Source organism: Caldifarcimen microaerophilum, from assembly GCF_055387105.1.
In genome coordinates this window covers 989,519-1,015,634 of sequence record NZ_AP038914.1, presented here as the reverse complement: position 1 = coordinate 1,015,634, position 26,116 = coordinate 989,519, and the positions used below count along the sequence as shown (strand labels likewise).

Annotated in this window: 26 protein-coding genes; 21 read left to right on the top strand and 5 right to left on the bottom strand. The window is 61.7% G+C overall.

The features are described from left to right. Positions 1 to 9: 9 nt before the first annotated feature. Genes AC6HU3_RS04745 through AC6HU3_RS04730 form a run of 4 tightly spaced genes read right to left on the bottom strand, consistent with a single transcriptional unit; the run spans position 10 to position 3,423 of the window. Positions 10 to 1,581, bottom strand: coding sequence for a TadE/TadG family type IV pilus assembly protein (locus tag AC6HU3_RS04745; RefSeq protein ID WP_497536142.1), 1,572 nt, complete (start codon positions 1,579 to 1,581; stop codon positions 10 to 12). 12 nt (positions 1,582 to 1,593) lie between these two features. After that, the gene (locus AC6HU3_RS04740) at positions 1,594 to 1,761 is read right to left on the bottom strand and encodes a Flp family type IVb pilin (RefSeq protein WP_497536141.1); all 168 of its coding nucleotides are present in this window, start codon (positions 1,759 to 1,761) and stop codon (positions 1,594 to 1,596) included. After that, a complete protein-coding gene (locus AC6HU3_RS04735) occupies positions 1,758 to 1,928 on the bottom strand; it encodes a hypothetical protein (RefSeq protein ID WP_497536140.1) in 171 nt (56 codons plus the stop codon). Before AC6HU3_RS04735 ends, AC6HU3_RS04740 begins: the two co-directional genes overlap by 4 nt. Before the next feature lie 49 nt (positions 1,929 to 1,977). After that, positions 1,978 to 3,423 carry a DUF4139 domain-containing protein gene (locus AC6HU3_RS04730; protein WP_497536138.1) on the bottom strand — a complete coding sequence of 482 codons (1,446 nt, stop codon included), beginning with the start codon at positions 3,421 to 3,423 and terminating at the stop codon, positions 1,978 to 1,980. Positions 3,424 to 3,666: 243 nt separating this feature from the next. Here AC6HU3_RS04730 and AC6HU3_RS04725 point away from each other — a divergent pair, with 243 nt between their 5' ends. From AC6HU3_RS04725 to AC6HU3_RS04715, 3 genes are read left to right on the top strand one after another with little or no spacing between them, the layout of a single operon-like run. Continuing rightward, the gene (locus AC6HU3_RS04725; protein ID WP_497536137.1) at positions 3,667 to 4,173 is read left to right on the top strand and encodes a T9SS type A sorting domain-containing protein; all 507 of its coding nucleotides are present in this window, start codon (positions 3,667 to 3,669) and stop codon (positions 4,171 to 4,173) included. A gap of 28 nt (positions 4,174 to 4,201) precedes the next feature. Next, on the top strand, positions 4,202 to 5,626 hold the full coding sequence (locus tag AC6HU3_RS04720; RefSeq protein ID WP_497536136.1) for a hypothetical protein: 1,425 nt from the start codon (positions 4,202 to 4,204) through the stop codon (positions 5,624 to 5,626). Continuing rightward, positions 5,605 to 6,648, top strand: coding sequence for a hypothetical protein (locus tag AC6HU3_RS04715; RefSeq protein ID WP_497536135.1), 1,044 nt, complete (start codon positions 5,605 to 5,607; stop codon positions 6,646 to 6,648). The genes AC6HU3_RS04720 and AC6HU3_RS04715 overlap by 22 nt, the downstream gene beginning before the upstream one ends. A gap of 292 nt (positions 6,649 to 6,940) precedes the next feature. On the opposite strand, the gene AC6HU3_RS04710 is transcribed toward AC6HU3_RS04715, so the two are convergent. After that, entirely contained in the window at positions 6,941 to 7,969 is a 1,029-nt protein-coding gene (locus tag AC6HU3_RS04710; protein ID WP_497536134.1) for a hypothetical protein, read from the bottom strand. A gap of 249 nt (positions 7,970 to 8,218) precedes the next feature. Here AC6HU3_RS04710 and AC6HU3_RS04705 point away from each other — a divergent pair, with 249 nt between their 5' ends. The 18 genes from AC6HU3_RS04705 to AC6HU3_RS04620 all read left to right on the top strand — a co-directional run bounded on the left by AC6HU3_RS04705 (position 8,219) and on the right by AC6HU3_RS04620 (position 26,092). Continuing rightward, positions 8,219 to 8,500, top strand: coding sequence for a metal-sensitive transcriptional regulator (locus AC6HU3_RS04705; protein ID WP_497536133.1), 282 nt, complete (start codon positions 8,219 to 8,221; stop codon positions 8,498 to 8,500). Then, positions 8,497 to 10,866, top strand: a complete 2,370-nt coding sequence (locus AC6HU3_RS04700) for a heavy metal translocating P-type ATPase (RefSeq protein WP_497536132.1) — start codon at positions 8,497 to 8,499, stop codon at positions 10,864 to 10,866. The genes AC6HU3_RS04705 and AC6HU3_RS04700 overlap by 4 nt, the downstream gene beginning before the upstream one ends. 47 nt (positions 10,867 to 10,913) lie before the next feature. Continuing rightward, positions 10,914 to 12,317, top strand: coding sequence for a UDP-N-acetylmuramate--L-alanine ligase (gene murC, locus AC6HU3_RS04695; protein ID WP_497536131.1), 1,404 nt, complete (start codon positions 10,914 to 10,916; stop codon positions 12,315 to 12,317). After that, entirely contained in the window at positions 12,314 to 13,240 is a 927-nt protein-coding gene (gene murB, locus AC6HU3_RS04690; protein WP_497536130.1) for a UDP-N-acetylmuramate dehydrogenase, read from the top strand. Before murC ends, murB begins: the two co-directional genes overlap by 4 nt. Further along, on the top strand, positions 13,237 to 14,394 hold the full coding sequence (gene aroC / locus AC6HU3_RS04685) for a chorismate synthase (protein WP_497536129.1): 1,158 nt from the start codon (positions 13,237 to 13,239) through the stop codon (positions 14,392 to 14,394). The genes murB and aroC overlap by 4 nt, the downstream gene beginning before the upstream one ends. Positions 14,395 to 14,452: 58 nt before the next feature. Further along, entirely contained in the window at positions 14,453 to 14,929 is a 477-nt protein-coding gene (locus AC6HU3_RS04680) for a cyclic nucleotide-binding domain-containing protein (protein WP_497536128.1), read from the top strand. A 15-nt stretch (positions 14,930 to 14,944) separates the two neighbouring features. Continuing rightward, a complete protein-coding gene (gene thpR, locus AC6HU3_RS04675; protein ID WP_497536127.1) occupies positions 14,945 to 15,499 on the top strand; it encodes an RNA 2',3'-cyclic phosphodiesterase in 555 nt (184 codons plus the stop codon). After that, positions 15,496 to 16,464 (top strand): KpsF/GutQ family sugar-phosphate isomerase, encoded by a 969-nt coding sequence (locus tag AC6HU3_RS04670; RefSeq protein ID WP_497536126.1) that lies wholly within the window; start codon positions 15,496 to 15,498, stop codon positions 16,462 to 16,464. Before thpR ends, AC6HU3_RS04670 begins: the two co-directional genes overlap by 4 nt. 1 nt (position 16,465) lies before the next feature. Then, a complete protein-coding gene (polX, locus tag AC6HU3_RS04665; protein ID WP_497536125.1) occupies positions 16,466 to 18,193 on the top strand; it encodes a DNA polymerase/3'-5' exonuclease PolX in 1,728 nt (575 codons plus the stop codon). A gap of 288 nt (positions 18,194 to 18,481) precedes the next feature. Continuing rightward, complete coding sequence (locus tag AC6HU3_RS04660; RefSeq protein ID WP_497536124.1) at positions 18,482 to 19,816, top strand: M16 family metallopeptidase; 1,335 nt, start codon at positions 18,482 to 18,484, stop codon at positions 19,814 to 19,816. 12 nt (positions 19,817 to 19,828) lie between these two features. Further along, a complete protein-coding gene (locus AC6HU3_RS04655; protein ID WP_497536123.1) occupies positions 19,829 to 21,193 on the top strand; it encodes a M16 family metallopeptidase in 1,365 nt (454 codons plus the stop codon). Beyond that, complete coding sequence (locus tag AC6HU3_RS04650; protein ID WP_497536122.1) at positions 21,190 to 21,534, top strand: V-type ATPase subunit subunit G family protein; 345 nt, start codon at positions 21,190 to 21,192, stop codon at positions 21,532 to 21,534. The genes AC6HU3_RS04655 and AC6HU3_RS04650 overlap by 4 nt, the downstream gene beginning before the upstream one ends. Further along, positions 21,534 to 22,721, top strand: coding sequence for an acyl-CoA dehydrogenase (locus AC6HU3_RS04645; protein WP_497536290.1), 1,188 nt, complete (start codon positions 21,534 to 21,536; stop codon positions 22,719 to 22,721). Before AC6HU3_RS04650 ends, AC6HU3_RS04645 begins: the two co-directional genes overlap by 1 nt. Positions 22,722 to 22,756: 35 nt before the next feature. Further along, complete coding sequence (locus AC6HU3_RS04640; protein ID WP_497536121.1) at positions 22,757 to 23,104, top strand: TraR/DksA family transcriptional regulator; 348 nt, start codon at positions 22,757 to 22,759, stop codon at positions 23,102 to 23,104. A gap of 21 nt (positions 23,105 to 23,125) precedes the next feature. Then, positions 23,126 to 23,977, top strand: coding sequence for a glycine--tRNA ligase subunit alpha (locus AC6HU3_RS04635; RefSeq protein ID WP_497536289.1), 852 nt, complete (start codon positions 23,126 to 23,128; stop codon positions 23,975 to 23,977). Continuing rightward, the gene (gene hpf / locus AC6HU3_RS04630; RefSeq protein ID WP_497536120.1) at positions 23,974 to 24,282 is read left to right on the top strand and encodes a ribosome hibernation-promoting factor, HPF/YfiA family; all 309 of its coding nucleotides are present in this window, start codon (positions 23,974 to 23,976) and stop codon (positions 24,280 to 24,282) included. The genes AC6HU3_RS04635 and hpf overlap by 4 nt, the downstream gene beginning before the upstream one ends. Before the next feature lie 11 nt (positions 24,283 to 24,293). Next, on the top strand, positions 24,294 to 25,145 hold the full coding sequence (locus tag AC6HU3_RS04625; protein ID WP_497536119.1) for a hypothetical protein: 852 nt from the start codon (positions 24,294 to 24,296) through the stop codon (positions 25,143 to 25,145). Further along, positions 25,142 to 26,092: a zinc-dependent alcohol dehydrogenase gene (locus AC6HU3_RS04620; RefSeq protein ID WP_497536118.1), complete on the top strand. Its 951-nt coding sequence runs from the start codon at positions 25,142 to 25,144 to the stop codon at positions 26,090 to 26,092. The genes AC6HU3_RS04625 and AC6HU3_RS04620 overlap by 4 nt, the downstream gene beginning before the upstream one ends. Positions 26,093 to 26,116 lie beyond the last annotated feature (24 nt).

Genomic DNA, 26,116 nt, shown 5'->3' with positions numbered 1-26,116 from the left:
ACGCCCTCCTCAGTGACTCCACCCCGGACTGGGGTCCGTGTGGTCGTTGCGGTCTTCAACATAGGACCAGTGGAATCCGTGCCCTTTCTCGTCCAGAATGTTCTGATCCAGATGGGCGTCATAGTTGGAAATTTCAAGGGTGGAGACAATGGGGTTACTTCGACAGGGACCGTCTAGACAACCCGTAAAGGTTTCCCACTCTCCCTGACCTGGGGCCCAGGGATCTCCTCCCCACCCTACATCGAACACGTATTCGTAGTCACTCCAGCTGTTTCCAATGTTGTGGGTGTGAGGGTGATTGGCCACGTTGTTCACGATCTCCACTTCCTGCGCTGTGTAATACGCTGCCCAGTAGAAGTTCCAGGTCTGGGGTCTGCTTCCACCCCATCCGATCGCCTGACCGCTCCACCCGTAACCCCAGATGGGGCCGGGAAGATCATTGTTATACCAGATGCATCCAGAGGGCGTTTCGATCACGCATTCGACCGCACCCATGCCGAACAGGTACATGAATCCTTCCGTGTTCCAGCCCTTTTGCATTGCATATGACTGGTATGTCCACGGATCCGCCCACGGCCCTTCTTTGTAAACCACCGGAGGTTTCCCGAACCAGGTATAAGTCCACATGTAACCTCCGTAGTCCCTTCCCTTCCCGTACGCGGCACCCATGCTGCCACGGGCCAGGGGATACTCCGCATAGGGATTTTGCCATCCAAACAGGGAAAGGAGGTTAAAGAAGTCCTGAACCACAGCGCTTCCTGTCATATAAGGGAAAAGGGTTGCGATAAACTCCGGGTTCCCCTGAAGGCCTTTTTTCCCCAGAAGATGCCCCATATAATAAGGGCTGGAAACAACTCCCATCATGCGCTGGCTCCACCCCCAATCTGGGGAACGTTGAGGTGTATTCCAGCCCGTGGCTGTCATGGTGTTCACCTTCCATGCATAGGACGAGTACATCCCATTCCACCCGCCCTGAAACTGGAGAAGACGGCTGGTCGGTGGCCGCCACCGGCTAACCACACCGTTGCCGGGAAGGCCGTCCTTCCTTCCGTTCGTCTCCCAGGAAGCGAACTGGGCGATGGGACGGGACATTTCATACTGCACGGCCGTGACGTTGCCACCGTTGTAGCCCGGGAAGGAACTCTGCCCCCGATAGGTGAGGGTGTCGTGGCGGTTCCGGCTGGAACCCAGTTTCATCCCCGCCGCCTCAATGATGGGGAAGGTGTGTTCCGGCACCATGCCGATGGTCCGCCAGGTTCCGGGACCTTTGTATTCCAGGGTCACCCAGTAGAAGTCGTTGGCGGGGTCATAAATGGGGTGAATGGACACATACTGGGTGTCCAGACGCGGGGAAATCCGTCTCAAGGCTTCTGCCATATACTGGCCATCGTTCACCACAGCCATCCGGGTCACCGTGTAGGCCGCATAGGACACCTGGAGTTTCCGAAAGATGATCTTGCCCACTTCCAGTGTTCCAAACACCAGCAAAAAGAACACCGGGAGGGCAATGGCCGCCTCAACCAGGATCTGGCCGAGGCTCATGGACTTTCTTTGCTTCCCCCGACGCATCAGGCGATGCATGCTCCCCTCCCGTTACCAGAGGTATTCATACACAAGATATTCGATGAGCGCCCGCGAGGCTTTCACCCCGACATAACGGACCACCATGTAGGCTGCGAGGGCAATGGAACCGATGATCATGGCGTATTCGACCGCCGTGACCCCGGATTCGTCCCGAACAAGATGCTGGAGGGTCTTCATGGCTGAGGCCCCTGCACGGACATGCGGATGATGTACAGGTTCCAGGCATACACCCACAGAAGAAGCCGCCAGGTGAAGAAGGTGAAGGAAAGCAGAATGGCCAGTCCCACCGCATATTCAAGGACTGCGGTGCCCTTCTCGTCCCACTTCTTCAGGACCCGTCTCATGGCGTCCCTCCTTGCTCATAACTATATATAGGCATCCCGCCCCTTTCTGTCAACCCCCCGTCGGGGGAGTCGCCGGTTCGGGGAGGCTGAGGCGGACCCGGAGGGTCTCGCCGGGGGTCAGGGTTTTCCACCACACCGCCGTTCGGGGATCGCCGGGGAGAAGGGAATCCGGGCGGGGATCAAAATGAAGATCCTGGGGGGAGAGACGGGAGAGACGGGAGGGAAGGGAGAGGACCATCCGGTATTCCCGTGCTTCTCCGTGGGGGTGAACCACCCAGGCTTCATACACGTTGCGCGCTGTTTTCAGGAATCGTCCCGTTTTGCGATCCACCTTCCGGAAACCCGCCCGCACCTCCGGGAGTTCCGCCACCCGGAGATCCCGATCCGCCCCCGCGGGCCAGGGCGTGATGTTCCCCCGTCCGCTCCAGGTCCCCGCCACCTCGATCTGGATCTCACCGCCCGGAAGGGCAGTTTCAAAAGGATTGGAAACGTGAACCTGAAGCCACCCCTTCGGGTCTTCCTGGGGGCGAACCTCCACGAACACCCGCCCTCGCACGGTTTGACGGTCCACCTCCCAGCGGAGGGGCCGAAAGGAAGGGAGGGTTTTTCGGGGGAATCGGATCTGGAGGTCCAGTCCGGCGCCGGCCTCGACTTCAGACGGCGAAGTTCGGGCATGGAGGTGCTCGGACATCGGAGCGGACGAAAGATCCTTCCGCCGGGGGTGGCGCATGGGGAAGGGCTCCCATGGTGCGGGCGGAGGGGGATCCCCCAGGGCCCAAGAGGCTTCCCGGGTGGTGAGGAGGAAGGGCACGTTGCGCCAGGTCCATCCCGTGTTCTGCCACACCTCCACCTCCCGGATCAGGGTGACCTCTCCCGTGCGGGGGTCCACCTGCAGACGCACCCGGGGCGAAAACCCGGCGAGGGGGGTGAACACCTGCACGCGCAGGGGCCCTCTTCCCCGGGCAAACACCACCAGGCGGGTCATGCGGGTGGGGACGTCGGGAATCTGCCGGAGGCGGTCGCTTACCTCCTTGAGCCGGTCCCGGATGGCCCGGCGCTCGGCTTTCAGGACGGGTTTGCGTTCCAGGAGAAAGTTCACATAGGATTGAAGTTCCTCCACGGACCGGATCTCGGATGTGGCATAACGGTTGAGGGCCTGAAGGGCCTGGTTCCGGGCCTCGGCGGAATCTTCAAGGCCGTGGAGGGTGCGGGTGAGTTCCCGGCGAAGACGGGCAAGGTCCCGAACCGGAGGGGGTGGAGCCATGAGGCTTTCAAGACGCCAGCCCTCCACCTGAACCCCCTGTCCCTGAAAGCGAAGGCGCTCTTCTTCCACGGGATAGGGGAGGCTGTCCAGCACCACGGAGTCTCCGGTCACTGTGACGGAAAAGGTGAGCCAGGCACCCTCCGGGGTCAGGGTCACATCCTGGAGGGGTGGGAGGGCGTGCAGGGCCACTGCACCGAACAGGATGACGAGCCCGCGAAGTGGCCGGACCATGAAAAACCTCCTGTATGGACAGGACAAGCATAGAGGTCTGCCCCCGGCTCGTCAAACGGCGGGGTTGTGTCTCAACGGGTGTCGGCGCATTGAGTATTGTCCAGAACTCTCAAACTCTCCACGTTCGTCTGGGGTCCATGGGGGACTGAACTCTTGTCCGGAGGCCAGCAAACACAGCCCCTTGACAATTTACCCCCCCCCCCCCGTATCCTTGAGACCGTCCGTGCAACCAGGAGGTGGTTCATGGGATATCTTCTCTTCGCCCTGCCCCTCCTCTTCGGAAAGGAGGCGGAGGGAACCCTGGTCCTCCACCTTCAGTCTCCCCGTCCCCTTTCCCACGTTTCCTTCCGCGTCCACACCTCGGGTCCGGTGGAGGTGGGGATTCCGGAGAGCCGGGAGGTGTGGACGCCGGGTGAAGCGGTGAACTTCCCGGTGGTGTGGACAGGATGGGGAAACGCCCGGGTGGAGGTGGAGATCCTGTCCGGCGGAAAGGTGATGGCCCGGCGAACGTATGACCTGCGCCGGGTGCGGCCGGTGGAGGTGCGCTATCAGGCGCCTTTTCTCCGGGTGACATCGGACGGTCCGGCAGATGTGGCGGTGTTCAACGCCCTGGGGCGGAAGGTGATGTCCTTCCGGGTTCCGGGAGGGGAAGAGGTGAAGAGACCTTTCCGGGGTGTGAAGGGCGTGTATTTCTGGCAGGTGAAGCAGGGGGAGCACACATGGAAAGGGCGATGGGTGGTCCTCCGGTGAGGGCTGGACGGTTCAGAAAGGAGGCTGAATGATGGGTGTGCTCATGAGCGTCCTGGTGAGTCTCGCGGGTCCGGTGTATCACGACACCGTGCGGGTGGGGAAGGTTCAGGCCTGTCCACCCACCGATGCAGACTGTTGTGTCCCTCATGGATCGGTGTATGCCTGTGTGAACATCGGTCTTGCGCCTCTGGCTTCCCCGCCCGGGAAGACCCTTTCCCCGGAGGAACTCTATGGGCGGGCCGAAAAGATGCGAAAGCACATGGATCATCGGGCAAAAGCGCTGGGCCTTGGAGGGTGGAAAAGCACCCCGCTACCGGCTCCCGATGCCTATATCCTTCCCCGGCCGCTCAACATGGAGAACACGTCTCACAGGGTCAGTGCCTTTCGGGGGCGGGACAATCCCATGGGGTGGGAATACTCGGACAGTTTGAGCAAAGGTTTTTTCACCGTGGGGGGCTGGTTTTATGATCCTGTGCGCGACACGGGCTGGCCCATGGCGGGAGCCACGGTGAGAATCTCTCTTCTCCCTTTCAACGATGTGCTGGGATGCTACACCGATCCCGAACCCTTTTGTATTCACTACTTTGGCCACTCCCACCAGGAGGAAAACCTGGACCTCAAACCGGTGGGAGGCCTGGTGACGGACACGGGATTCCATTCGGTGCTGACCGTCACGCTGGATGATAGCGGGAAGTGGGTGGGCTTCTATGCGGCACCGGAGTTTGCCGGGATTGTGGATGTCCAGCTGGAGGCGGTGGGACACGTGTTTCACGAGTATATCGTGGTAAGTATCCCTAACCCGGGGCACATCTATCCTTCTCCCCATGAACTTCTTGTGGGGGGAACGTGCAAGCATTATGGCCCTCTCTCCCCCTGGTCCGGCCGGCCTTCCCGGTGCGGTCTTACCGATCTCAATCATGGTCTTTCGCCTCTTGTGTGGCCTCTCTTTCACAAAATCACCCAGACCATGGCCCGCGCTCTCAATTTTCTGTCCGGGTTTCCCCAGGTCCGCTTCAACCCCCACTGTATTGATGACCCCACCTGGGGGTCTCTCCCGTGTTTTGAGCTGGACACGACAGAGGTTGGATTGACCTGGCTGATCCCCGTGAATGACGCATCCCTTCCCTGGGGCGGGAGGTTTGATATCTACGGGGACTGGGAAGGCCCTCATCTCACCCATCGAACCCTCCGCAACGTGGACATCCCTTACCGGAAGGTCAACCCCGTAACCCGTCAGGGTGTTTCCCTCACGATTTTTGAGATTAACTATGTACTTGATCGCCTTCAAAACATGAAAGAGTATGAGGTGTGCTTTTTCTACACCAATGAACGCAAGGTCAGCACCGGTCCCCACGTCCACCTGTGGCTCCATCCGAGGGGGTCGGATGGGCGGTGGGATCGGTTCGCGGAATACATGAGGAGGCATCCGGAATGTGTGCCCCAATCCTTCTGACTGCGCTTCTGGTGGGGCAGATTCAGCCCACCTATCGTCTGGTCTATGTCACACCGGCCGGGGACACCCTGATTCACGAGGAAAGTGATGATGGGCTGGAGGTGCATGTCCGCCTGGAGGTGTCCCGGTCGGGGAGCACCTACGTGTACGCCTACACCCTGACCAACGACCCTGCGAGTTCGCAATCCCTGATGGAATTCGCGCTTTACCAGATTGGATGGAAAGACGTGAATTCAAAGTTTGCTTTCCTGGACTCCGTCCACACGCCACCGGGCTGGCAGTGTCCCACGCTGGAGCCCTATTTTGTGGTGGACACATCCCTGGGCACACCGCCTGAGACCACCCTGCCCCTGATCTACACCGATCCCCTCACGGGTGAGACCGCCTGGGTGCCCGTCCCACCCGAGTTCTGGAAACCCCTGCTGCGCGTTGTCCGGGACGGGTATATCCAGTGGACAGCGGGTTTTGGCAACGATGTTCATCCAGGCGATTCCCTTTCAGGGTTCCGGATTTTCAGCCGGTACCCGCCTGACCATGTCCACTGGTTCGTATCGGGTTTTGGTAGGGTGGAAGGGGTGGGTTTGTGGGCGGAAAGACCGGATGAGTTGCCCGAGTCGGTGGCGGATCTCCAGATGGCCATCGAGGATTCCATGAGGTATCTCACGCCGTATGGGGATGGGAAGGTGTATGATGGTGTGGGACCCGGCTGGCCTGTTCCGGGCTGGCCTTCGGCCTATGGACATCTCGTGGATCGCATCCAGCGGGTGGATTCCCTGGGCTGGTTTCTGGATTCTGCCCTCCGGACAGAACTGGAACAGGACCTGAACGCGGCGTATGAGGCCTATAAGCGCAGGAATGGTTTGGACGCCTTCCGGAAACTCTCTCAAGCTCTGAACCGCTTGAATGCCGGACGAGGGACGCGGATCAACGATCTGGGATACTTTGTGCTGTATTACCGCTTTCTGGAGGCAAGGGAGAAACTTCCGGCTTCGCCGATCGAGATTCGCAAACAATCTCCGTAAGTTCCCCGCCGGTTTCCGAAAGAACGCCAGGGGAACCTGGAAAAACTCCCCGCGCGGTTGTTTCAAAAGCGCGGGGAATCCTGTTTAAGGAGATAGGCTTCGCGTGTTCGGGTTTCTGGGTGCGGAGAAAAATGTGTCTCGTGGGCGCGGGCAATACAGGGATATCCCCCAGCGGTTCTGGACGCATCCGGATATTCAACGTCTGTACGGGAAACCCTGCGGACGTTCTCTTCTTCCCCTCCGAAAAGGGGGAAGAGGGGGCTGGCCCGTTATGCCAGCCCCAGCCGTCCCCTCACCGCCGGTCCAGACTTTCGATGGCCGTGGGGCCGGGCAGGCGGTCCCGGGTCTCCCGCAACCGCCACCCCATCACCACAAACCCCTCATGAGTGATTCGCGTTCCCCTCCCCGGCACCACCCTGCTGTACGCGAGGGAAAGCGCCCGATAGGCATCTATATACCGGCGGAACTTCCAGTGGGTGTGGGCCGCATGGATCAGGCTGTCCACCTCCTGACGGAGGGACGGATCGAGATACCACCCCACCGAATCCACCCGTGCCGAAATCCGCAGAAGATCCGTGAAGGCAGCGGGAAAGGACGGAATGGGGTGACCGGGCACCACGCCGGCATAGATTTTCCCGGGACCGTAGGGGGTGAGGTTGCGGTACGCCCGCATCAGACGAGCCGCACTGTCGGCGGGAGGCACATAGGATGGAATGGAATCCGCATCGTCACACATGGAGGGTGCAGGGTGATAGCCTTCCACATAGATCTTCCCCACATCCGGCGGCCGGTTCACCACCACCCCGAACCCGATCACCGTGTCTCCCGGCGGAAGACACGTGGTGTCGACACTGATACGATACGCCCAATGATGAATACCATTAAACCATCCCAGGGAATCCTGTTTCAGGGAGTCGGGGAGGGGTTCGGGGAGGACGATGACGGATTCCCGGACCCCCGTCTCCGGATGGACAAAGGGGACCGGATAGGGCGGAACCCGGGGAATGGACCGGAATCCCGTGAAATAAGTTCTCCACGTGGAGTCTGGACGGTAGAGGGTATCCCCTTCGTCGAAGGGAAGGCGAGCGAAGAGAAAGTCCTGAATCGTGTCCGCCTCCGGCATGATCAAATCAAAAGATTTCAACGACTGAGTGGATTGGGGGTGATTGAATACGCCATACACATACCGGAACCGGACGGAGTCCATCTTCTCCACGTGCACCCAGGTGGTCACTTCCACTCCATCCCCGGAAATCAGGCGAAAACAGGGTCCCCGGTCCATGTTGAACGTCTGGGCAAGAAGAAAAGCCATCAGCATCATGACGCACCCCCTTCAGCGATATACGGAATAAAGGTCCTTATCCTGCGCCTGGCTTAAATGGATTCAGGAGATCAATGTTCAGTCTCCTGGCTGTCCTTTCAACCCACGTCCACACGCTCTTCCCCTCGTCAGAACTTCAGGGGGGATAAGAGTGGAATGAAATGCCCCACCGAAGCTCGGAAGCCGGAAGCGAGGACTTGAATGTTCCCGGCCCATGCCATACCCTGTACAGGTACAGGGAGGTGAGCCATGCGACTGGCCAGAGAAGCGAAGGAAAAAGCCCTGCCCCGGATCCGGCGGATTGAGGGACAGGTGACGGGCATCCGGAAGATGATCGAGGATGAGCGGTATTGCATTGAGGTGCTCCAGCAAATCACGGCGGTGCGACGAGCGCTGGAAAGCCTGGCCCTGGTGATCCTGGATGCCCATATCCGGGAGCATCTGGTCCATGCCCTTGAAGAAGGGAGCGAGGAAGAGCGGAACCGTCGCATCGAAGAACTCATGCAAACCCTCAACCGGTTCCTGAAATGAGTGGGCAGAAAACGGTCAAGGAGCTCCGGATTCGCGGGATGACGTGCGCGTCATGCGTGCGCACGGTGGAGCACGTGCTCCGGGATGTGGAGGGGGTGGAGGATGTGCGGGTGAACCTGGCCACGGAGTCCGCCACCGTGGTGCTGAATCCGTCCAGGGTCCGGCTGGAGGAGCTGGCCCGGGCCGTGGAAGAAGTGGGCTATGAGGCGGAACTCCCCCGGGAACAGGTGGAGATCCGGGTGGGAGGCATGACCTGTGCGGCCTGCGTCCGGGCCGTTCGGGGCGCCCTTCTTTCCGTGGACGGTGTGGAGGACGCCCGGGTGAATCTGGCCACCGAAACCGCAACCGTGGTGTTCGATCCATCCCGGGTGCGTCTGGAAGACTTTGCCCGTGCCATCGAGGACATCGGCTATCGTTTTGAGGGGCTCATGGAGGAACGCGCGCCGGAAGAATCCCGGGAAAGCCGGGCGCTGGGCATTCGGGCTGCCGCAGGATTCGCGGCGGGGGTGGTGCTTTTCCTCGCCATGCGGATGGGAATCTCGCCCTGGATCCAGGCCCTTGTGGCGCTGCCCACCCTGATGTGGATTGCGAGCCCCATCTTCCAGAAAGCCCTGGGGGCGCTGCGCCACCGGAACCTCACGATGGATGTGATGTATGCCCTGGGGATTTCCGCGGCCACCCTGGCGAGTGTGCTTGCCACCTTCGGGGTGATCCCCACCTCCTATGTTCTTTATGAGTCCGCCGTCTTTCTGGCCGCCTTTCTCAACCTGGGCCGGTTTCTGGAACATCGGGCAAGGGAGCGTACGGGCGAAGCCATCCGGAAACTCATGGAACTCCGCCCTCGTCAGGCCCGGGTGGTCCGCAACGACCGGGTGGTGGAGGTGCTCGTCACGGATGTCCGGCGGGGCGATGTGGTGGAGGTCCGGGCGGGTGAGCAGATCCCTCTGGACGGAGAGGTGATGGAGGGAGAAGCCTTTGTGGACGAGAGCATGATCACCGGGGAGCCCATGCCCGTGCGAAAAGGTCCCGGTGATCCCGTGGTGGGGGGCACCCTGAACACTTCGGGCCTCCTCCGGATCCGGATCACCCATCCGGCCGGCGAAACCGTCCTGGATCAGATGGTTCAGGCGGTTCGCCAGGCCCTTTCGGCCCGTCCTTCCATCGAACGCCTGGCGGACCGGATCGTCGCCTGGTTTATCCCGGTTGTCCTGGGGATTGCCATCGTTTCTGGGCTTGTCTGGTATGCGGTCACCGGGTCCTTTTTCGTGGCCTTTCTCACCTTCATCGCCGTGGTGGTGGTGGCCTGTCCCTGTGCCCTGGGGCTTGCCACCCCGGCCGCCGTGACCACCGGCATGGGCCGGGCGGCCCAGCTGGGGGTTCTTTTCCGGGGCGGGGAGGCCCTGGAGGTGGCCCACCGGATTGATGAGATTCTGCTGGACAAAACGGGGACCCTGACCCGGGGCAAGCCCGCAGTGGTTTCCTTTACAGATCCTGAAATTCTTCGTCTTGCAGGATCCCTCGAACAGGCCTCCACCCATCCCCTGGCACGGGCTATCGTGGACAAAGCCCGGGCCGAGGGCCTGGATCTGGAGCCTCCCCGCGATGTGGAGGAGCACCGGGGGAAGGGACTGGTGGGACGGGTGGAGGACCACCGGGTTGCGGTGGGCCGACCGGATTTTCTGGCGTCGCTGGGATTTGGGGATACAGAGGGGGTTCGCTCCACGATCCAGGAGATGGAGAGCCGGGGCTGGACGGTGGTGGCGGTGGGTGTGGACGGCGCGATGCGGGGTGTGCTTGCCCTGGCCGACCCCCTTCGGGAGGAAGCCCCCCGGGTGGTGGAGGCCCTCCGCAAACGGGGGATCGAAGTCCGGATGGTGACGGGTGACAATCCCCGAACGGCGGAAGCCGTGGCCCGGGAGGCGGGCATCTCCACCGTGCACGCGCGGGTTCTCCCGGAGGACAAACAGCGCATTGTCCGTGAACTCCAGGAGAAGGGACACCGGGTGGCGTTCGTGGGGGACGGCATCAACGACGCACCGGCCCTGGCCCAGGCGGATCTGGGCATCGCCATGGGCGGAGGCACAGACATCGCGGTGGAGGCGGGGGATGCGGTGGTGATGCGGGACGATCTCACCGGGGTGGTGGTCGCCCTGGACCTTGCCCGGGCGACCTATCGCAAAATCAAGGAAAACCTGTTCTGGGCCATGATCTATAACGGCGTCCTGATCCCTCTGGCCGCCGGGGGCTTCTATCTCCTCACCGGTCGGGTGTTTGAACCGGCCTGGGGCGCGATGGCCATGGCCCTGAGTTCGGTGAGTGTGGTCACCAACGCCCTCACCCTCCGGCGGTTCCGCCCCTCGGTGTAGGGTGTCCGTTTGATGCACCGGAAGCCGGGCTTTATCCTTACGGCACCATGCTGATTCCGGAACGCTATCGTCACATCCACTTTGTGGGGATCGGGGGGTCCGGGATGTCCGGGCTTGCCGAGATCTTTCACCATCTCGGCTTCCGGGTCCAGGGGTCGGACCTCCAGGAAAGCCCCACCACCCGGCGGCTTGAGAGCCTGGGCGTCCGGGTGTTCTATGGCCACGACGCCGCCCATGTGGGGGATGCCCAGGCGGTGGTGTATTCCTCCGCCGTTCCCCTGTCCAACCCGGAACTCCAGGAAGCCCTTCGCCGGGGGATTCCGGTGATTCCCCGGGCGGAGATGCTGGCCGAGCTCATGCGGATGAAATACGCCATCGCCGTGAGCGGCGCCCACGGCAAAACCACCACCACCTCCATGATCGGCCACATGCTCCACCGGATGGGCCTCGCCCCCACCACCATCGTGGGTGGCATTCTCCGGGGTTACGGCTCTGGCGCCGTGGTGGGAAGTGGACCGTACCTCGTGGCGGAGGCGGACGAGTCGGACCGCTCCTTTCTGAAACTCTATCCCACCATTGCCGTCGCCACCAACATCGACCGGGAGCATCTCGCCACCTACCGCTCCGTCCTCAAGGTCCAGGAAGCCTTTCTGGATTTCCTCAACCGGGTGCCCTTCTACGGTGCGGCGGTGGTGGGCCTGGACAACCGGTATATCCGGGACATTCTGCCGGAGGTGGAGCGCCGGGTGATCCCCTATGGCGTGGAGAGTCCGGATGCCCTGGTCCGGGCCGAAAACGTGCGCCTTGCCGAACTGGGGTCGTCCTTTGATCTGGTGATCCGGGGAATGCACGTGGCCCGGGTCCGCCTGGCTGTTCCGGGCCTGCACAACGTGCAGAACGCCCTGGCCGCCCTGTCCGTGGCCTGGGTGCTGGATCTGGATCTCCAGGAGGCGGCCTCGGCTCTGGCTTCGTTTGAGGGCGTGGCCCGCCGGTTTGACATCCGCCACCGGGGGGCGTTTGTGTGGGTGGACGATTACGGACATCACCCCACCGAAATCCAGGCGGTGCTGGAGGCGGCGGCGCGCTTCCACACCGGACGAAAGGTGGTTCTGTTCCAGCCCCACCGCTACACCCGAACCCAGGAACTTTTCCGAGAATTTGCGGAGGTGTTCGCCCGGGGACTTGGGAAATCCGATCTTCTGGGACTTCTGCCCATCTATCCCGCAGCGGAATCTCCCATTCCGGGCGTGAGCCATCATCTCATTGGCGACCTGCTCGAGCCCGTTCTGGGTTCCCGTCTCGTTGTGCTGGAACGGGTGGAGGATGTCCCCGGCTGGTTGAACGAAACCGTCCAGGACGGGGATCTCCTCCTCACCCTGGGCGCGGGACCCGTGTATCGCCACGGGGAGGCCCTCCTCCGCATGCGCAACCTCACCCCGAGTCCGGCATGAAGGTCGTTCCCTTTCCCCCCGGTGTGGCGGTTCGGGAAAACGAACCCCTCCGCCATCACACCACCATGGGCGTGGGGGGGCCGGCACGCTTCTGGATCGATCTCCCCGATCCCGAAACCACCCGGGCGGTGTTCCGGGTGCTCCAGGAAGCCGAACTTCCCTATTATCCCCTGGGAGGGGGATCGGATGTGATCCCTTCGGACGAGGGGTTCGACGGAGCCATTCTCCATCCCGCCGGTGCCCGGGACTTCTCCGTGAAAGGCGGCCTGGCCATCGTGGGGGCGGGCTGGGTGCTCACCCGTCTCTTAAGCAGGCTTGCCGATCTGGGACTGGGAGGGCTGGAAGGATTGTATGGCATTCCCGGAACGGTGGGCGGAGCGGTGGCGAAAAACGCAGGGGCCTTCGGTCAGGAAATCGCCGAGGCGGTGGAATGGGTGGATGTGATCACGCCGGAAGGGGAACTTCTGCGGGTGTCCCGGGATGAGGCGGGATTTGTGTATCGGGACAGCGCCGTTCGGCACATGGGTGTGATCTGGCGGGTGGCCCTCCGAGTTCGGGAGGGGGATGCGGTGTCCATTCTGGCCCGGATGAAGGAGATCTACCGTCGCAGGACGTCCACCCAGCCCTACGGCATCCATTCCTCCGGCTGCATATTCCGGAACCCGCCCCATGACGCGGCCGGAAGGATCCTGGACACCTTGGGCTTCAAGGGGTTCCGGGTGGGCGGTGTGGAGGTTTCCCAGGTCCACGCCAACTTCCTGGTCCACCGGGGCGAGGGAACGGCTCGCGAAGTCGTGGAACTTGTGCGGATGCTGCACCGGAAGGTTCTGGAAGCCACGGGGGTGGATCTCCTCCCGGAGGTGGTGTTCCTGGGAAGGGAAGGGGAGATCCCCTACGAACAAGTGCTCGGGAAGGTTGCATGATGCTCCGCCATCTGCGTGTGCTCACGGCCGGTGAATCCCACGGACGGGATCTGGTGGGCATTCTGGACGGATTACCTGCCGGTGTGCCGGTGGATCCGGAGGCCCTGCACGAACTCCTGGTCCTCCGGCGTTCCGGCTATGGCCGGGGAGGGCGGGCCCGGGCCATGGAAGAAGACCGGGTGGAGGTGCTCTCCGGCGTTTTTCAGGGAAAAACCACGGGGGCTCCCGTGGCCCTGCGCATCGAAAACCGCGGTGCCCGGGATGTGGAAGCCGAGGATCCCTGGACCGTCCCCCGCCCCGGACACGTGGACTTTGCCGGCGTGCGGAAATATGGACTTTCCGACATCCGTCCGGCCAACGAGCGGGGAAGCGCCCGGGAGACGGCCATCCGAACCGCCCTGGGCGGACTTGCCCTTCTCTTCCTGCATGCCCTGGACATCCGGGTGCTGGGGTATGTGGAAGGCGTGGGGCCGGAGCGGGTCCCCTTTGCCTGGCCCTGGGACCGCCGGGATCTCCCGGATCTCCTGGAGGCATATCGAAAAACCCGGAATCAGCAACCCACCCTCGCCCTCACGCCGGAGGCCAACGCGCGGTTTCAGAAGGCGGTGGATCAGGCCCGGTCCGGGCGGACCACTCTGGGAGGCGTGGTGGCGGTGGTGGCGGCTCACCTTCCGGTGGGGCTGGGAAGTTTCATGCAGTGGGACCTCCGTCTGGACGTGCGCCTTGCGGGGATGCTGATGTCCATCCCTTCGGTGAAGGGTGTGGAGATCGGCGAAGCCATCCGGGCTTCGTCCTTACCCGGCCGGGAGGTTCAGGACGCCTTTCTTCCTGACGGTTCCGGATGGCGGGCCTCCAACATGGCCGGGGGGGTGGAAGGCGGAATGACCAGCGGAATGCCCCTGTTTCTCAGGCTTTATGTCAAACCCCTTCCCACCCAGCCGGATGGTCTTCCTTCCTTTGATCTGGAAACCGGTGAGCCCCGCCGGGCGCCCTATGTCCGGAGCGATCTGTGCGTGGCGCCTTCCATCGCCATCATTGCCGAGGCCATGACGGCCCTGGTTCTTGCCGATGCCCTTCTGGAGCGGTATGGCGCGGACCGGCTGGACCGGATCCGGGCGCAGGTTCAACAGGACGTGCTGGTTGAGAAGGGCTGATTTGAAAATCCAGCGGGGTCTATGTATAATTGGAGGGAACGTCCAAAGGAGGTGAGGGATGAAGATTGTGGATTTTCTGCGGACGCACCGGTTGTTTTCCCATCTTCCCACCGAGCGGCTGGAGGAGATTGCCCGGAGTTTCAAAGCCCGGAAATACCCCAAAGGTGCCTTCATCGTTCGCCAGGGGGAGGACGATCACCGGTTTTTCATCCTGGCCGACGGCGTGGTGGCCGTGGTGCTCCGGGTGGACCGGGAAAAGATGGAAATCGTGGCCAACTTTCACGAGCGGGGGAGTTTCTTTGGGGAAGTGGGGGCCATGTATCACATCCCCCGCACCGCCTCCATCATCGCCCTCACCGATGCCATTGTGCTGGAGATGGAAGGAGAGGATTTTGAGCGTCTTGTGTATCCGGACGAGCGGATCCGGAGCGAACTCCAGAAGACCGTGGACGAACGCCTTCTGGATTCAGAAAGCCACCTGGAACGGCACAAAACCACCCTCTACGAACTTCTCTTTGGCAAAGACCTGGAATAAGCCCTCCTCACATCCATGATTTCTGAACATCCCTCACCTCTGAGGCTGTTTGTGGCCCTGTGGGTCCCGGAGGAGGGACAGCGCATCCTGACAGGGTGGCTGGAAAACATGGGGGCACGGGGTGCCAAAACGGTTCGGCAGGGGCAGTTTCACATCACCCTCCTCTTTCTGGGCGATGTGGAAGCCTCCCGGGTGCCGTTGGTGGTGCAGGCCCTGGAGGAGGCGGTGAAGGGGATTCCCCCCTTCACGCTGGACGTGGAGGGTTCGGGAGGTTTTCCTTCGAGGGAAGCCGCCCGGGTCTGGTTTTTCACCCTCTCCTCTCCTCCTCCGGAACTTTATCGCCTTGCCGAAGCCGTCCGAACCCGTCTGTCCCGGCTGGGATTCCGGGATTCCAAACCCTTTCACCCCCACATTACCTTTGCCCGGGTGAAAGGGCGACCCCGGCCCGTCCCGGAACATCCAGGAGGTCACTATCGATGGACCCTTCAGGAAGTGGTGCTCGTGAAAAGCGTGCTCACACCCCGGGGACCGCAGTATACGCCCCTCCACACCGTTCGCCTGGGGAGATGAGGGAGACGTACCTCGCCTGGGCCCGGGAAGTGCTCGAAACGGAGCGGCAGGGGCTCGTGCGTCTGGAGGAACTTCTGGATGAACGGTTCGTGCGGGCGGTGGAGATCCTGGCCGGATGCCGGGGACGGGTGATTCTTACAGGCGTAGGGAAATCGGGCATCGTGGCCAAGAAAATCGCCGCCACCTTCACGAGCACCGGAACCCCTGCCATCTTTCTCCATCCCACCGAGTCCCTCCACGGGGACCTGGGCATCGTCCATCCCGAGGACGTGGTGATCGCCATTTCCAAAAGCGGGCAGTCCGACGAGTTCCAGCTCCTCATTCCCCTGCTGAAACGATTTGGCCTCCCCGTGATCGCCATCACGGCCAATCCGGAGAGTGACCTGGGGAAGAACGCGGATGTGGTGCTCCAGATCCCGGGCGATCAGGAAGCGATGCTGGGCAACCTGGTCCCCACCGTGTCCACCACGGTCACCATGGCCCTGGGGGATGCCCTGGCCTATGTGCTTCTGCGCATCAAGGGGTTCACGGTTCAGGACTTCGCGGCCCTCCATCCCGGCGGAGCCATTGGGAAGAAGATCTGGCTTCGGGTCCGGGATCTCATGCTCACGGGGCCCGAGCATGTGCCCATCGTCTCGGAAGATGCCCCCATGCGGGACGTAATCTTGGAAATGACGTCCAAACGGGGGATCACCAGTGTCGTGGACGGATCAGGCCGCCTTGTGGGGGTTTTCACGGACGGGGACCTGCGAAGGCTTCTGGAGCGGGAGCATGAGGTGTTCCACTTCCGGGCGCGGGACGTGATGAACCCCAACCCCAAGACCGCCCGTCCAGAGGAACTGGCCGCCCAGGCCGCCCAGCGCATGGCCCAGCACGGCATCAACGCCCTGATCGTGGTGAACGGCGAACACCGGCCTGTGGGGATTCTTCATCTTCATGACCTCATGCGAGAACGGGTGATCTGAGATGACCACCACCAACCGGAAAATCGCCCATCTGCTGGAAGAGCTGGCGGATGCCCTGGAAATCCTGGGGGAAAACCCCTTCAAGGTGAACGCCTATCGCAAAGCCGCCCGGGTCCTCCAGGACCTCCCCCAGGATGTCCGGGAAATCTATGAGGTGGAAGGCCTTGCCGGACTGGAAAAGATCCCCGGCATCGGTGAGCGCATTGCGAGCAAAATCGTTCAGTATCTCACCGAAGGGCGCATCGCCAAACACGAAGAGGTGATGAAACAGATTCCCCCGGGACTGCTGGACCTTCTGGATATCCCCGGGCTGGGACCCCGCACCGTTCACCTTCTCTGGAAAGAGCTGGGGGTGGTGGACCTGGACACCCTGAAACAGGCCCTGGATTCGGGGAAGGTGGAACGTCTCCCGGGGATGGGGCCGAAAAAGGTGGAAAACATCCGTCAGGGTCTTGAACTCGTGAAACGCCTACGGGAACGGATTCCCCTGGGTCTGGTGTATCCTCTGGTGATGCGGGTGGTGGAGGCCCTTGCCGATCATCCCCACGTTCTTCAAATTTCACCGGCCGGTTCCTTTCGCCGGATGAAGGAAACGGTGGGGGATGTGGACGTGCTGGTGGCCAGCAACCGGGGCAAAGACGTGGTGGACGCCTTTGTGAACCTTCCCGGCGTGGAGAAGGTGCTTGCAGCAGGAGACACAAAGGGTTCGGTGATTCTGGAGGACTTTCAGATTGACCTCCGGGTGGTTCCTCCGGAATCGTGGGGGGCAGCCCTCCAGTATTTCACCGGGTCCAAAGACCACAACGTCCATCTGCGGGGCCTTGCCCGGGAACGGGGGCTCAAGATTTCGGAATACGGCGTGTTCCACGGAAACGATCGGATCGCCGGTGCGACCGAAGAGGAGGTGTATGGGGCCCTGGGGATGCCCTGGATTCCCCCGGAACTCCGGGAGGATCGGGGGGAGATTGAGGCGGCCCTTCAGGGGGCGTTGCCCCGTCTTGTGGACTATGCAGAGATTCGAGGCGACCTTCATGTTCACTCCCGTTATTCCGACGGCAACTCCACCCTGGAGGAGATCGCCGAAGAAGCCCGCCGTCTGGGGTATGCCTATGTGGCGGTGTGCGATCACTCCCGGTCCGTGAAATACGCCCGGGGCCTGGAGGTGGAGCGTCTGGAGAAGAAAATTGCCGAAATCCGCAAACTGAATGAGACCCTCCGGGGTCGGGTGCTCCTCGCGGGAACGGAGGTGGACATCCTCCCGGATGGCCGCCTGGATTATCCCGATGAGGTGCTTGCGAAGCTCGATTATGTGGTGGCGGCCATTCACCAGTGGCGCAAGGACGAAGACGTGACCGAGCGGATTCTGAAGGCGATGGACAATCCCTATGTCCACGCCATTGCCCATCCCACCGGGCGCCTGGTGGCCAGCCGGGAGGGCTACCGGGTGGACCTGGAGAAGGTGGCCCGAAAGGCGGCAGAGGTGGGGGTGGCCCTGGAGATCAACGCCCATGCGGAGCGGATGGACCTGAACGACACGTCCATCCTCCAGGTGAAAGACACCGGGGTGGAGTTCGTGCTGGGTACGGATGCCCACCACCACGGTCAAATGTGGATGATGCGGCTGGGGGTGGGGCAGGCCCGGCGAGCCTGGCTGCCGCCGGAGCGCATATGGAACACCCTGTCCCTGGAGGAGCTCCGGGCACGCCTTGCGAAACGCCGGCAATCCTGACCGTTTTCCCGGATACGTTCTGCCCGGATGGAACGGCTTTCGCGCAGATCCCTCCATGACAGGGTTCCCCTGGTTCCGATACCTCCAGAAGGTTGAGGGGGAATGGCGTGGAGATCGAACCTTCGCGCGGTTTTCGGGCACAACCTCACAATGAAGGAATGGGAGCCAGAGAGGCAGGACGGGGGCTTTGGGCGCTGCCTTTTTGATGGAACGTGCGGGAGTTCGTATAATACCCGTCCCAGCAATGGGTTTGTGTGAACCGTGGAGGGAACCATGGGAGGTTTCTGGATGATGGTGGCATTGGCCCAGCAGGTTCGTCTGGACTTTCCGGTGGAAACCTTCACCCTGCCCAACGGGATGAAGGTGGTGGTGGTGGAGGACCACAGCGCCCCCCTGGTGTCGGTCCAGGTGTGGGTCCACGCGGGAAGCCGGAACGAAGTGCCCGGGATCACTGGCATTTCCCACGTTCTGGAGCACATGATGTTCAAGGGCACGGAAACGATGGCGTCGGAGGAATATTCCCTCACCATCCAGCGATGGGGAGGCACCGACAACGCCTTCACCTTTGAGGACGGGACCGCCTATTTTTCTGTCCTCCACAAGAAGTATCTTCCGAAAATCCTGGAGATCGAGTTCGACCGCTTCACCAACCCCGTGTTCCGGGAGTTTGAATCGGAGATCGAGGTGGTCCGGGAAGAGCGCCGGTGGCGCACGGAAAACTCTCCGGACGGCACCCTCTATGAGCTCGTGCGTGCCACCGCCTATCTCGCCCATCCCTACCACCATCCGGTGGTGGGCTGGATGAGCGACCTGCAGGCCCTGACCCGGGAGGATGTGGAACGGTATTTCCGAACCTACTATGTGCCCAACAACATGACGCTGGTGGTGGCGGGTGACGTGACCGTGGACGAAGTGCGCAGGCTGGTGGAAAAGACCTTCGGGAAAATCCCCCGCAGGCCGGATCCTCCCCCGGTGCGCACCCGGGAGCCCGAACAGGAAGGCCGTCGCTATGTGGCCCTGAAGCGGGAAGGCTTTTCCCGGATGTGGGTGGGCGCCTTCCATATCCCGGAAGGCAAACATCCGGATCTTCCCGCTCTGGAAATCCTGTCGGACATTCTGGCGGGAGGGAAAAGTTCCCGGCTGTACCGTCGGCTTGTGAAAGATGAAGGTCTGGCCATCAACGTCTCCGCTTTCGCCGAGCAGAACAAAGACCCCGGACTGTTCTTTGTGTGGGTGGTCCTGAAACCCGAGGCAGATCCTTCCCGGGTGGAATCCATTGTGTTTGAAGAGCTCTCCCGTCTTGAGGAGGAAGGGCCCACGGATGAGGAACTCGACAAGGCGAAAAACCGGGTGACCGCCACCTTCGTTCGGCGCCAGCAGTCTGTGGTGTCCAAGGGCATCCTGGTGGGGATGTTTGACATCCTGGCGGGAGACCCCGAAGCCGCACTGGAGTGGCCCCAGAAGCTCTTTGCCGTAACCGCAGAAGATGTGAAACGGGTGGCCGGAACGTATTTTGACCCCGACAAAATCACGGTGGGCGAACTCATTCCCGTGCCTCCGAAAGACGTGCAGGCCTATATGAAAAAGATGCAGGAAGCGGCGTCCAAAACCTTTCGCCGTTGATGGAGGACAGAAATGGAGGGATTCTGGATCATGATGGCGGCAACCGTGACTCCTTTTCCCATCACCCGGTTTGAGCTCCCCAACGGCCTTCGGGTGGTGGTGGCCACCAAGCAGGACCTTCCCCTCACCCTGGCCCGACTGGTGGTGTTTGCCGGTGCCCGGGATGAAGGAGACCGCTGGGGTCTGGCGAATCTCACCGGGGAACTCCTCACCGAGGGAACGCAAAACTATTCCGCCGAGGCCCTGGCCGAGGCGGTGGAAGGGCTGGGAGCCAATCTGAACGTGGATGTGGGCACCTTCACCACCCAGATCACCCTGGATGTTCTCTCCCCCAAGGCTTCCGATGGCTTTGCTCTGTTCCGGGAGGTGGTGCTCCATCCCACCTTCCCCCAGGAGGAGTTTGAGCACACCCGGGACCGGATCATCGCCTCCATTCAGGAGAGCCTTTCCCATCCGGACAACGTCCTGGATGATGCCTTCCACTATGCCCTGTATGGACAGCATCCTGCCGGGCGTCCGCCCGAGGGGACCCCGGCTTCTCTGAAAGCCCTCACCCGCGATGAGGTGGTGGCCTTCCACCGGAGGTATTACGTTCCCAGCAACGCTTTCCTGGTGGTGGTGTCCAGCCTCTCCCCCGAAGAGGTCCGGTCGCTGGTGGAACAGACCTTTGGAGACTGGAAGGGATCCGCACCGTCCCACCCCGAACTTCCACCCCTTCCGGAGATTCACGGCAAGCGAATCGTGGTGGTGCCCATGCAGGTGAACCAGGCTTTTGTGGCCCTGGGTCACTTCGGGATCCGGCGGAACGATCCGGATTACCCCCTGGTCCGTCTGATGAGTTATATTCTCGGAAGTGGAGGATTTGCCTCCCGTCTGTTCCGGATCGTGCGCAATGAAAAGGGCTATGCCTATTCAGTTTATGCCTATTTCTACCCCGGATATCTGGTGCCCGGTGTGTTCCGGGGAGGGATGCAGACCAAGATCGAAACGGCGAAAGACGCCGTGCGTTCCATGCTGGACGTGATCCGGACCTACCGGGAAGAAGGTCCCACCGAGGAGGAACTCCGGGATGCGAAATCCTATATCCTGGGCAGTCTCCCCCGCCAGACGGAGACCTTTGGGCAGATCCTGGGAGCCCTGGTGAACCAGACCCTTCACGGGCTTCCCGACTATTACTGGATCAAAGAAGCGGAAGAGAGCCAGAACTACACGAAGGAGCAGGTGCGGGACGCGGCCCGCCGCTATCTGGATGTGGACAATTTTGTGCTGGTCCTGGTGGTCCCGGAGGACTTTGATCCCACCCTCCCGGGCCTGGAGGACGCGAAGGTGGAGAAACTTTCGGTGGAAAGGCTCATAAACTGGGGGCGAGGATCATGAGTGGACATCACGCGAACGGCTTTGAAGAGCCCACCATCATTCCGGAACTCCTGGAACGGGAGAAGGAGGTGGACCGGGCGGTGGAAGAGGCCCGGAAAAAGGCCCAGCGGATCCTGCAGGATGCCGATCGGGAAGCCCACGCTTTACTCGAGCGGGGGCAGGAAGAGGCCGAACGGGCCGCCCAGGCCTATCTGGAACGTGCGCGAAAAGAAATTGAAGAAGAGGCCGCCCGTCGCCTGAAGGAAGGCCTTGCCCGCGTGGAAGAGCTCAAAGCCCGTGCGGAAGCCCGGGTGGATGAGGGGGTCCGGTATCTTCTGAATCTTGTGCTGGAGGAGCAATGATGGACTTCCGGCTCACCGAAGAGCAGCGGATGATTCAGGAGATGGCCCGGGAGTTTGCCGAGCGGGAGATCGCCCCCATCGCCAAGGAGATTGACGAAGAGGAGCGGTTCCCCCATGAAACCGTGCGGAAGATGGGGGAACTGGGGCTCATGGGGATTGAGATCCCGGAGGAGTACGGCGGTGCCGGGGCGGACACCATCTCCTATGTTCTGGCCCTGAAAGAGATTGCGAAAGTGTGCGCCTCCCATGCGGTGATCATGTCCGTCCAGAACTCCCTGGTGGCCTATGGCCTGTGGAAGTTCGGAACGGAGGAGCAGAAACGCAAATTCCTGGTGCCCATCGCCTCCGGTGAGAAGCTGGGGGCCTATTCCCTCACGGAACCCCAGGCGGGGTCCGATGCCTCCAACCTCCTCACCACCGCGGTGCGGGATGGGGATGCGTATGTGATCAACGGCCGGAAGGCCTGGGTGACCAACGGTCCCCACGCGGATTACATCATCGTGTTCACCGTCACGGACAAATCCAAACGCCATCACGGGATCACGGCCTTCATCGTGGACACGAAGCGGGAAGGCTTTTCGGTGGGGAAGGTGGAAAAGAAACTGGGCATCCGGGCCGCCCACTCCGGGGAGATTATTTTTGAGAACTACCGGGCCCACGTGAGCGAACGGCTGGGGGAAGAAGGACAGGGCTTCAAAATCGCCATGCACATTCTGGATACAGGTCGGATCGGGATTGCGGCCCAGGCGTGGGGGATCGCGGAGGCGGCCTATGAGGAAGCCGCCCGGTATGCCCTCCAGCGGGAGGCCTTCGGCCAGCTGATCGGGCAGTTTCAGGCCATCCAGTTCTATCTTGCCGACATGCGAACCCGGCTGGAGGCGGTGAAACTCCTCACCCTCCAGGCCGCCTGGAAAAAGATGCAGTCCCTCCAGACCGGTGAACCCTATACCCAGGAAGCGTCCATGGCCAAACTGTTTGCCTCGGAGTCTGCGGTGGAGATCACCCGAAAGGCCATCCAGATTCACGGGGGCGTGGGATACAGCCGGGAATTCAACGTGGAGCGGTATTACCGGGACGCCAAGATCACGGAGATCTATGAGGGGACGTCCGAAATCCAGCGGATTGTGATCGCCCGGAACCTTCTCCGGGACTTTGCCCGGGAGATGGGCGTGGAATTCAAAAAATAGGGGACGGTATGGTTGATCGCAACTTCGTCAAGAAAATGGAACGGCGCCTCCTGGAAGAGCGGGAGGCCATTCTCAAACGCCTGAGAGCCAAACTGGACACCGGCTCTCAGATCCTGGAGAACTGGGAGGAGCCCTCGGATCTTGAGGACGTCGCCGCCTTCACCCAGGAAGAGGAGATCTTTCGCCTGCTGAGCGAGCGGGAAATACGGGAGCTCCAGGAGATTCAGGAGGCCCTTCGTCGTATCCGGGAGGGAACCTACGGGATTTGCCAGCGCTGCAAAAACCCCATTGAAAAAGAGCGCCTGGAGATTCTTCCCACCACCACCCTGTGTCAGCGGTGCGCTCAGGAAGACCAGGCCCGGATGGACGCCCGGATGGGATAGCCCATGGCCCGCACACCGGTGCTGACGTTTCAGGACGTGATTCTCCGGCTTCAGACCTTCTGGGCGGAGAAGGGGTGTGTGATCCTCCAGCCCTACAACAGCGAGGTGGGGGCGGGGACCTTCAACCCGGCCACCTTTCTCCGGGTGCTGGGACCCCGGGCCTGGCGGACCGCCTATGTGGAGCCCACCCGCCGTCCCCGGGACGGACGGTATGCCGAAAACCCCAACCGCGTTCAGCAGTATTACCAGTTCCAGGTCATCCTCAAGCCCGCACCCGAAGACGTTCAGGACCTGTATCTCGCATCGCTGGAAACCCTGGGACTGGACCTCTCCCGCCACGACGTGCGTTTCGTGGAGGACGACTGGGAATCTCCCACCCTCGGGGCCTGGGGTCTGGGATGGGAAGTGTGGCTGGACGGGATGGAGATCACCCAGTTCACCTATTTTCAGCAGGTGGGGGGCATCGACCTCGAACTCGTTCCGGTGGAGATCACCTATGGGCTGGAGCGGGTCACCATGTTTGTGCAGGGGGTATCCAGTCTGTTTGACATCGTCTGGACCGAGGGGGTGACCTGGGGGGATGTGTACCGGGAATTTGAGCGGGAGTTTTCCGTATACAACTTTGAAGAAGCACCGATTGATTTCTTGCGGGAGCAGTTTGATGTGCTGGAGCGGGAGGGCCACCGGCTCCTTGAAAAGGATCTGGTGTATCCCGCGTATGATCACGTCATCAAAATGTCTCACACGTTCAATCTTCTGGACGCCCGGGGAGCCATCTCCCCGTCGGAGCGGGCCCAGTATATCGCCCGGGTGCGCCGCCTTGCCTCGGCGGTGGCCCGGCGGTATCTTGAGAGACAGGAGGTGAAGCGATGAAGCTCCGGATCACCGGACGCAATGTGGACATCACGCCCGGTCTCCAGTCCTATGCCGAGAAACGCCTTGCGGGACTGGAGCGTTATGCCCAGGGACTGGTGGTGGGGGATCCCCAGCTCGTCCTGTGGGAAGAACGCGGGCAGTATGGTGGTGAGTTTCTGCTCAAGATCAAAGGAAAAACCCTGAAGGTGGAGACGAGCGGGAAGAAGGATCCCCTGGAGCTGGTGGATGAAATCAAAGACATTGTGAAGCGCCAGCTTGAGAAAGAGAACGAAAAGCTCCGGGAACGGCGCAGAAGAGCCTGACGCAACGTCGCATGGACACGGGGGAGGCGCGGTGGACGCCGGTGGTGTCCGTGGTGCACCCGGAGGTGCATCGGACCGATCTCGAGGCTGTGGGGTTGAACGCCCTTTCGGCAACATCTGACCCGCTCCCCCCGGGTCCTCTCTGGAACGCCCTGCACGCTCTGATTCCCGGTGTGGAACCGCCTTCCGGCGGGTGGTGGTATGTGCCCCATCGGGCCTGGGAGATCCCTCTCCTTCGGGAACGTTTTGAAACGTATCGCCCGCCTGTCGTGATCCTGGACCGGCCTGTGGAGGGTGTGGAACAATTGTTCGCCGGGACATCGGTGTTTGCAACTTCTCTGGATTTTCCCTCCCTGGACCGGAAACTTGCCCCCCTTCTTTCTCCCCGGGTGTTTGTTCACGGAACCCTGGTGGAGGTCTTCGGGATCGGGGTCCTCCTTGTGGGGCCGAGCGGGGTGGGGAAAACGGAATGTGCCCTGGATCTCCTTCACCGGGGCCATTTTTTCGTGGCCGACGATCTCGTGGAGATCGTTCTTCTGCCAGAAGAAACGATGGGGCGTTCCGGAAGCCGGGACCCCGGACTCCTCACCCGGGCGGAAATCCGGGGGCTGGGGGTGGTGGATATGCAGGCGCTCTTTGGATGGGCACGGATCAAGCAGGAGGTGGGGGTGGATCTCATCGTGGAGCTCATGCACATCCCTTCCACCACCCTGAGTTCGGATCGGGAGACCTTCTCGCGGGGAACGATGGCGCTCGGACCCCGCACCTTCCCCTGCATTCGCCTTCCCGTTCAGGCTTCCAAATCCCTGGGGCCCATTGTGGAGACGGCGGTCCTTCAATTTCGCCTGGAGCATAACCGGTGAGGGCCATTGTTCATCGGCATCCCCGACACTGGGACGTCGTGGATCGGGAGATCCCGGCGCCGGGGGAGGGGGAAGCCCTGTTCCGTGTGCTACGCACGGGTTTCTGCGCCTCCGACTGGAAAATTTATCTGGGACTCAAGCCCGTACGTTCCAGCGTGGTGCCCGGCCACGAAATCGCAGTGGAGGTGGTGGACGATCCCACCGGCCGGTGGACGCCAGGGACACGGGGTAGCCTCTATCCCATCGTGTTTTGCGGGCGGTGTCGGAACTGTTCCCGGGGACTCACCCATCACTGTGAGAACAAACAGAGTCTGGGATACGTCCGGGACGGGGGATTCGCCACCCATGTGGTGGCGCCCTCCCGTCTCTTTGTCCCTGCCCCGGTGGACGACCCGGAGTGGTTTGTGTTCGCCGAGCCGCTCGCCACAGTGCTGTGGGGCCTTTCGCGGGTAGACCGGGGAGAGGTGGAGCAAGCCGGGATCTGGGGCCTGGGGCCCATGGGTCTCCTTCACGCCATGGTGCTGTCCCGGTGGGGTGTGGACCTCACGGGTGTGGATCCCCGTCCTTCCCGGAGAGAAACGGCCCGCGCCTATGTGAATCAGCTGGAGCCGGACGGTGATCTGGACCTGGTGGTGGTGGCCACGGGAGCCCGGGAGGCCCTGCACGAGGCCCTTGCCCATGCCCGTCATGGGGGACAGGTGGTGCTGTTTTCCAGTTATTACCGTGAAAACGGCACCCTCTCCGCCAACGACCTGCACTACCGGGATCTCCGGGTGATCGGCACCCACTCCGCACCCTTCCGGATGATGGAGGAAGCGATGGAAAAGTTCCGGGAGGGCCTGGACCCCCGCCCCCTCATCACCCACCGGTTCTCTTTTGATTCCCTTGAGGCCTTTCTCCAGGCCTATGAACGCATGGACGTGCTGAAGGGCATCTTCGTGCCCTGAAGGAAAGGCCTGGATCGAAAAAGC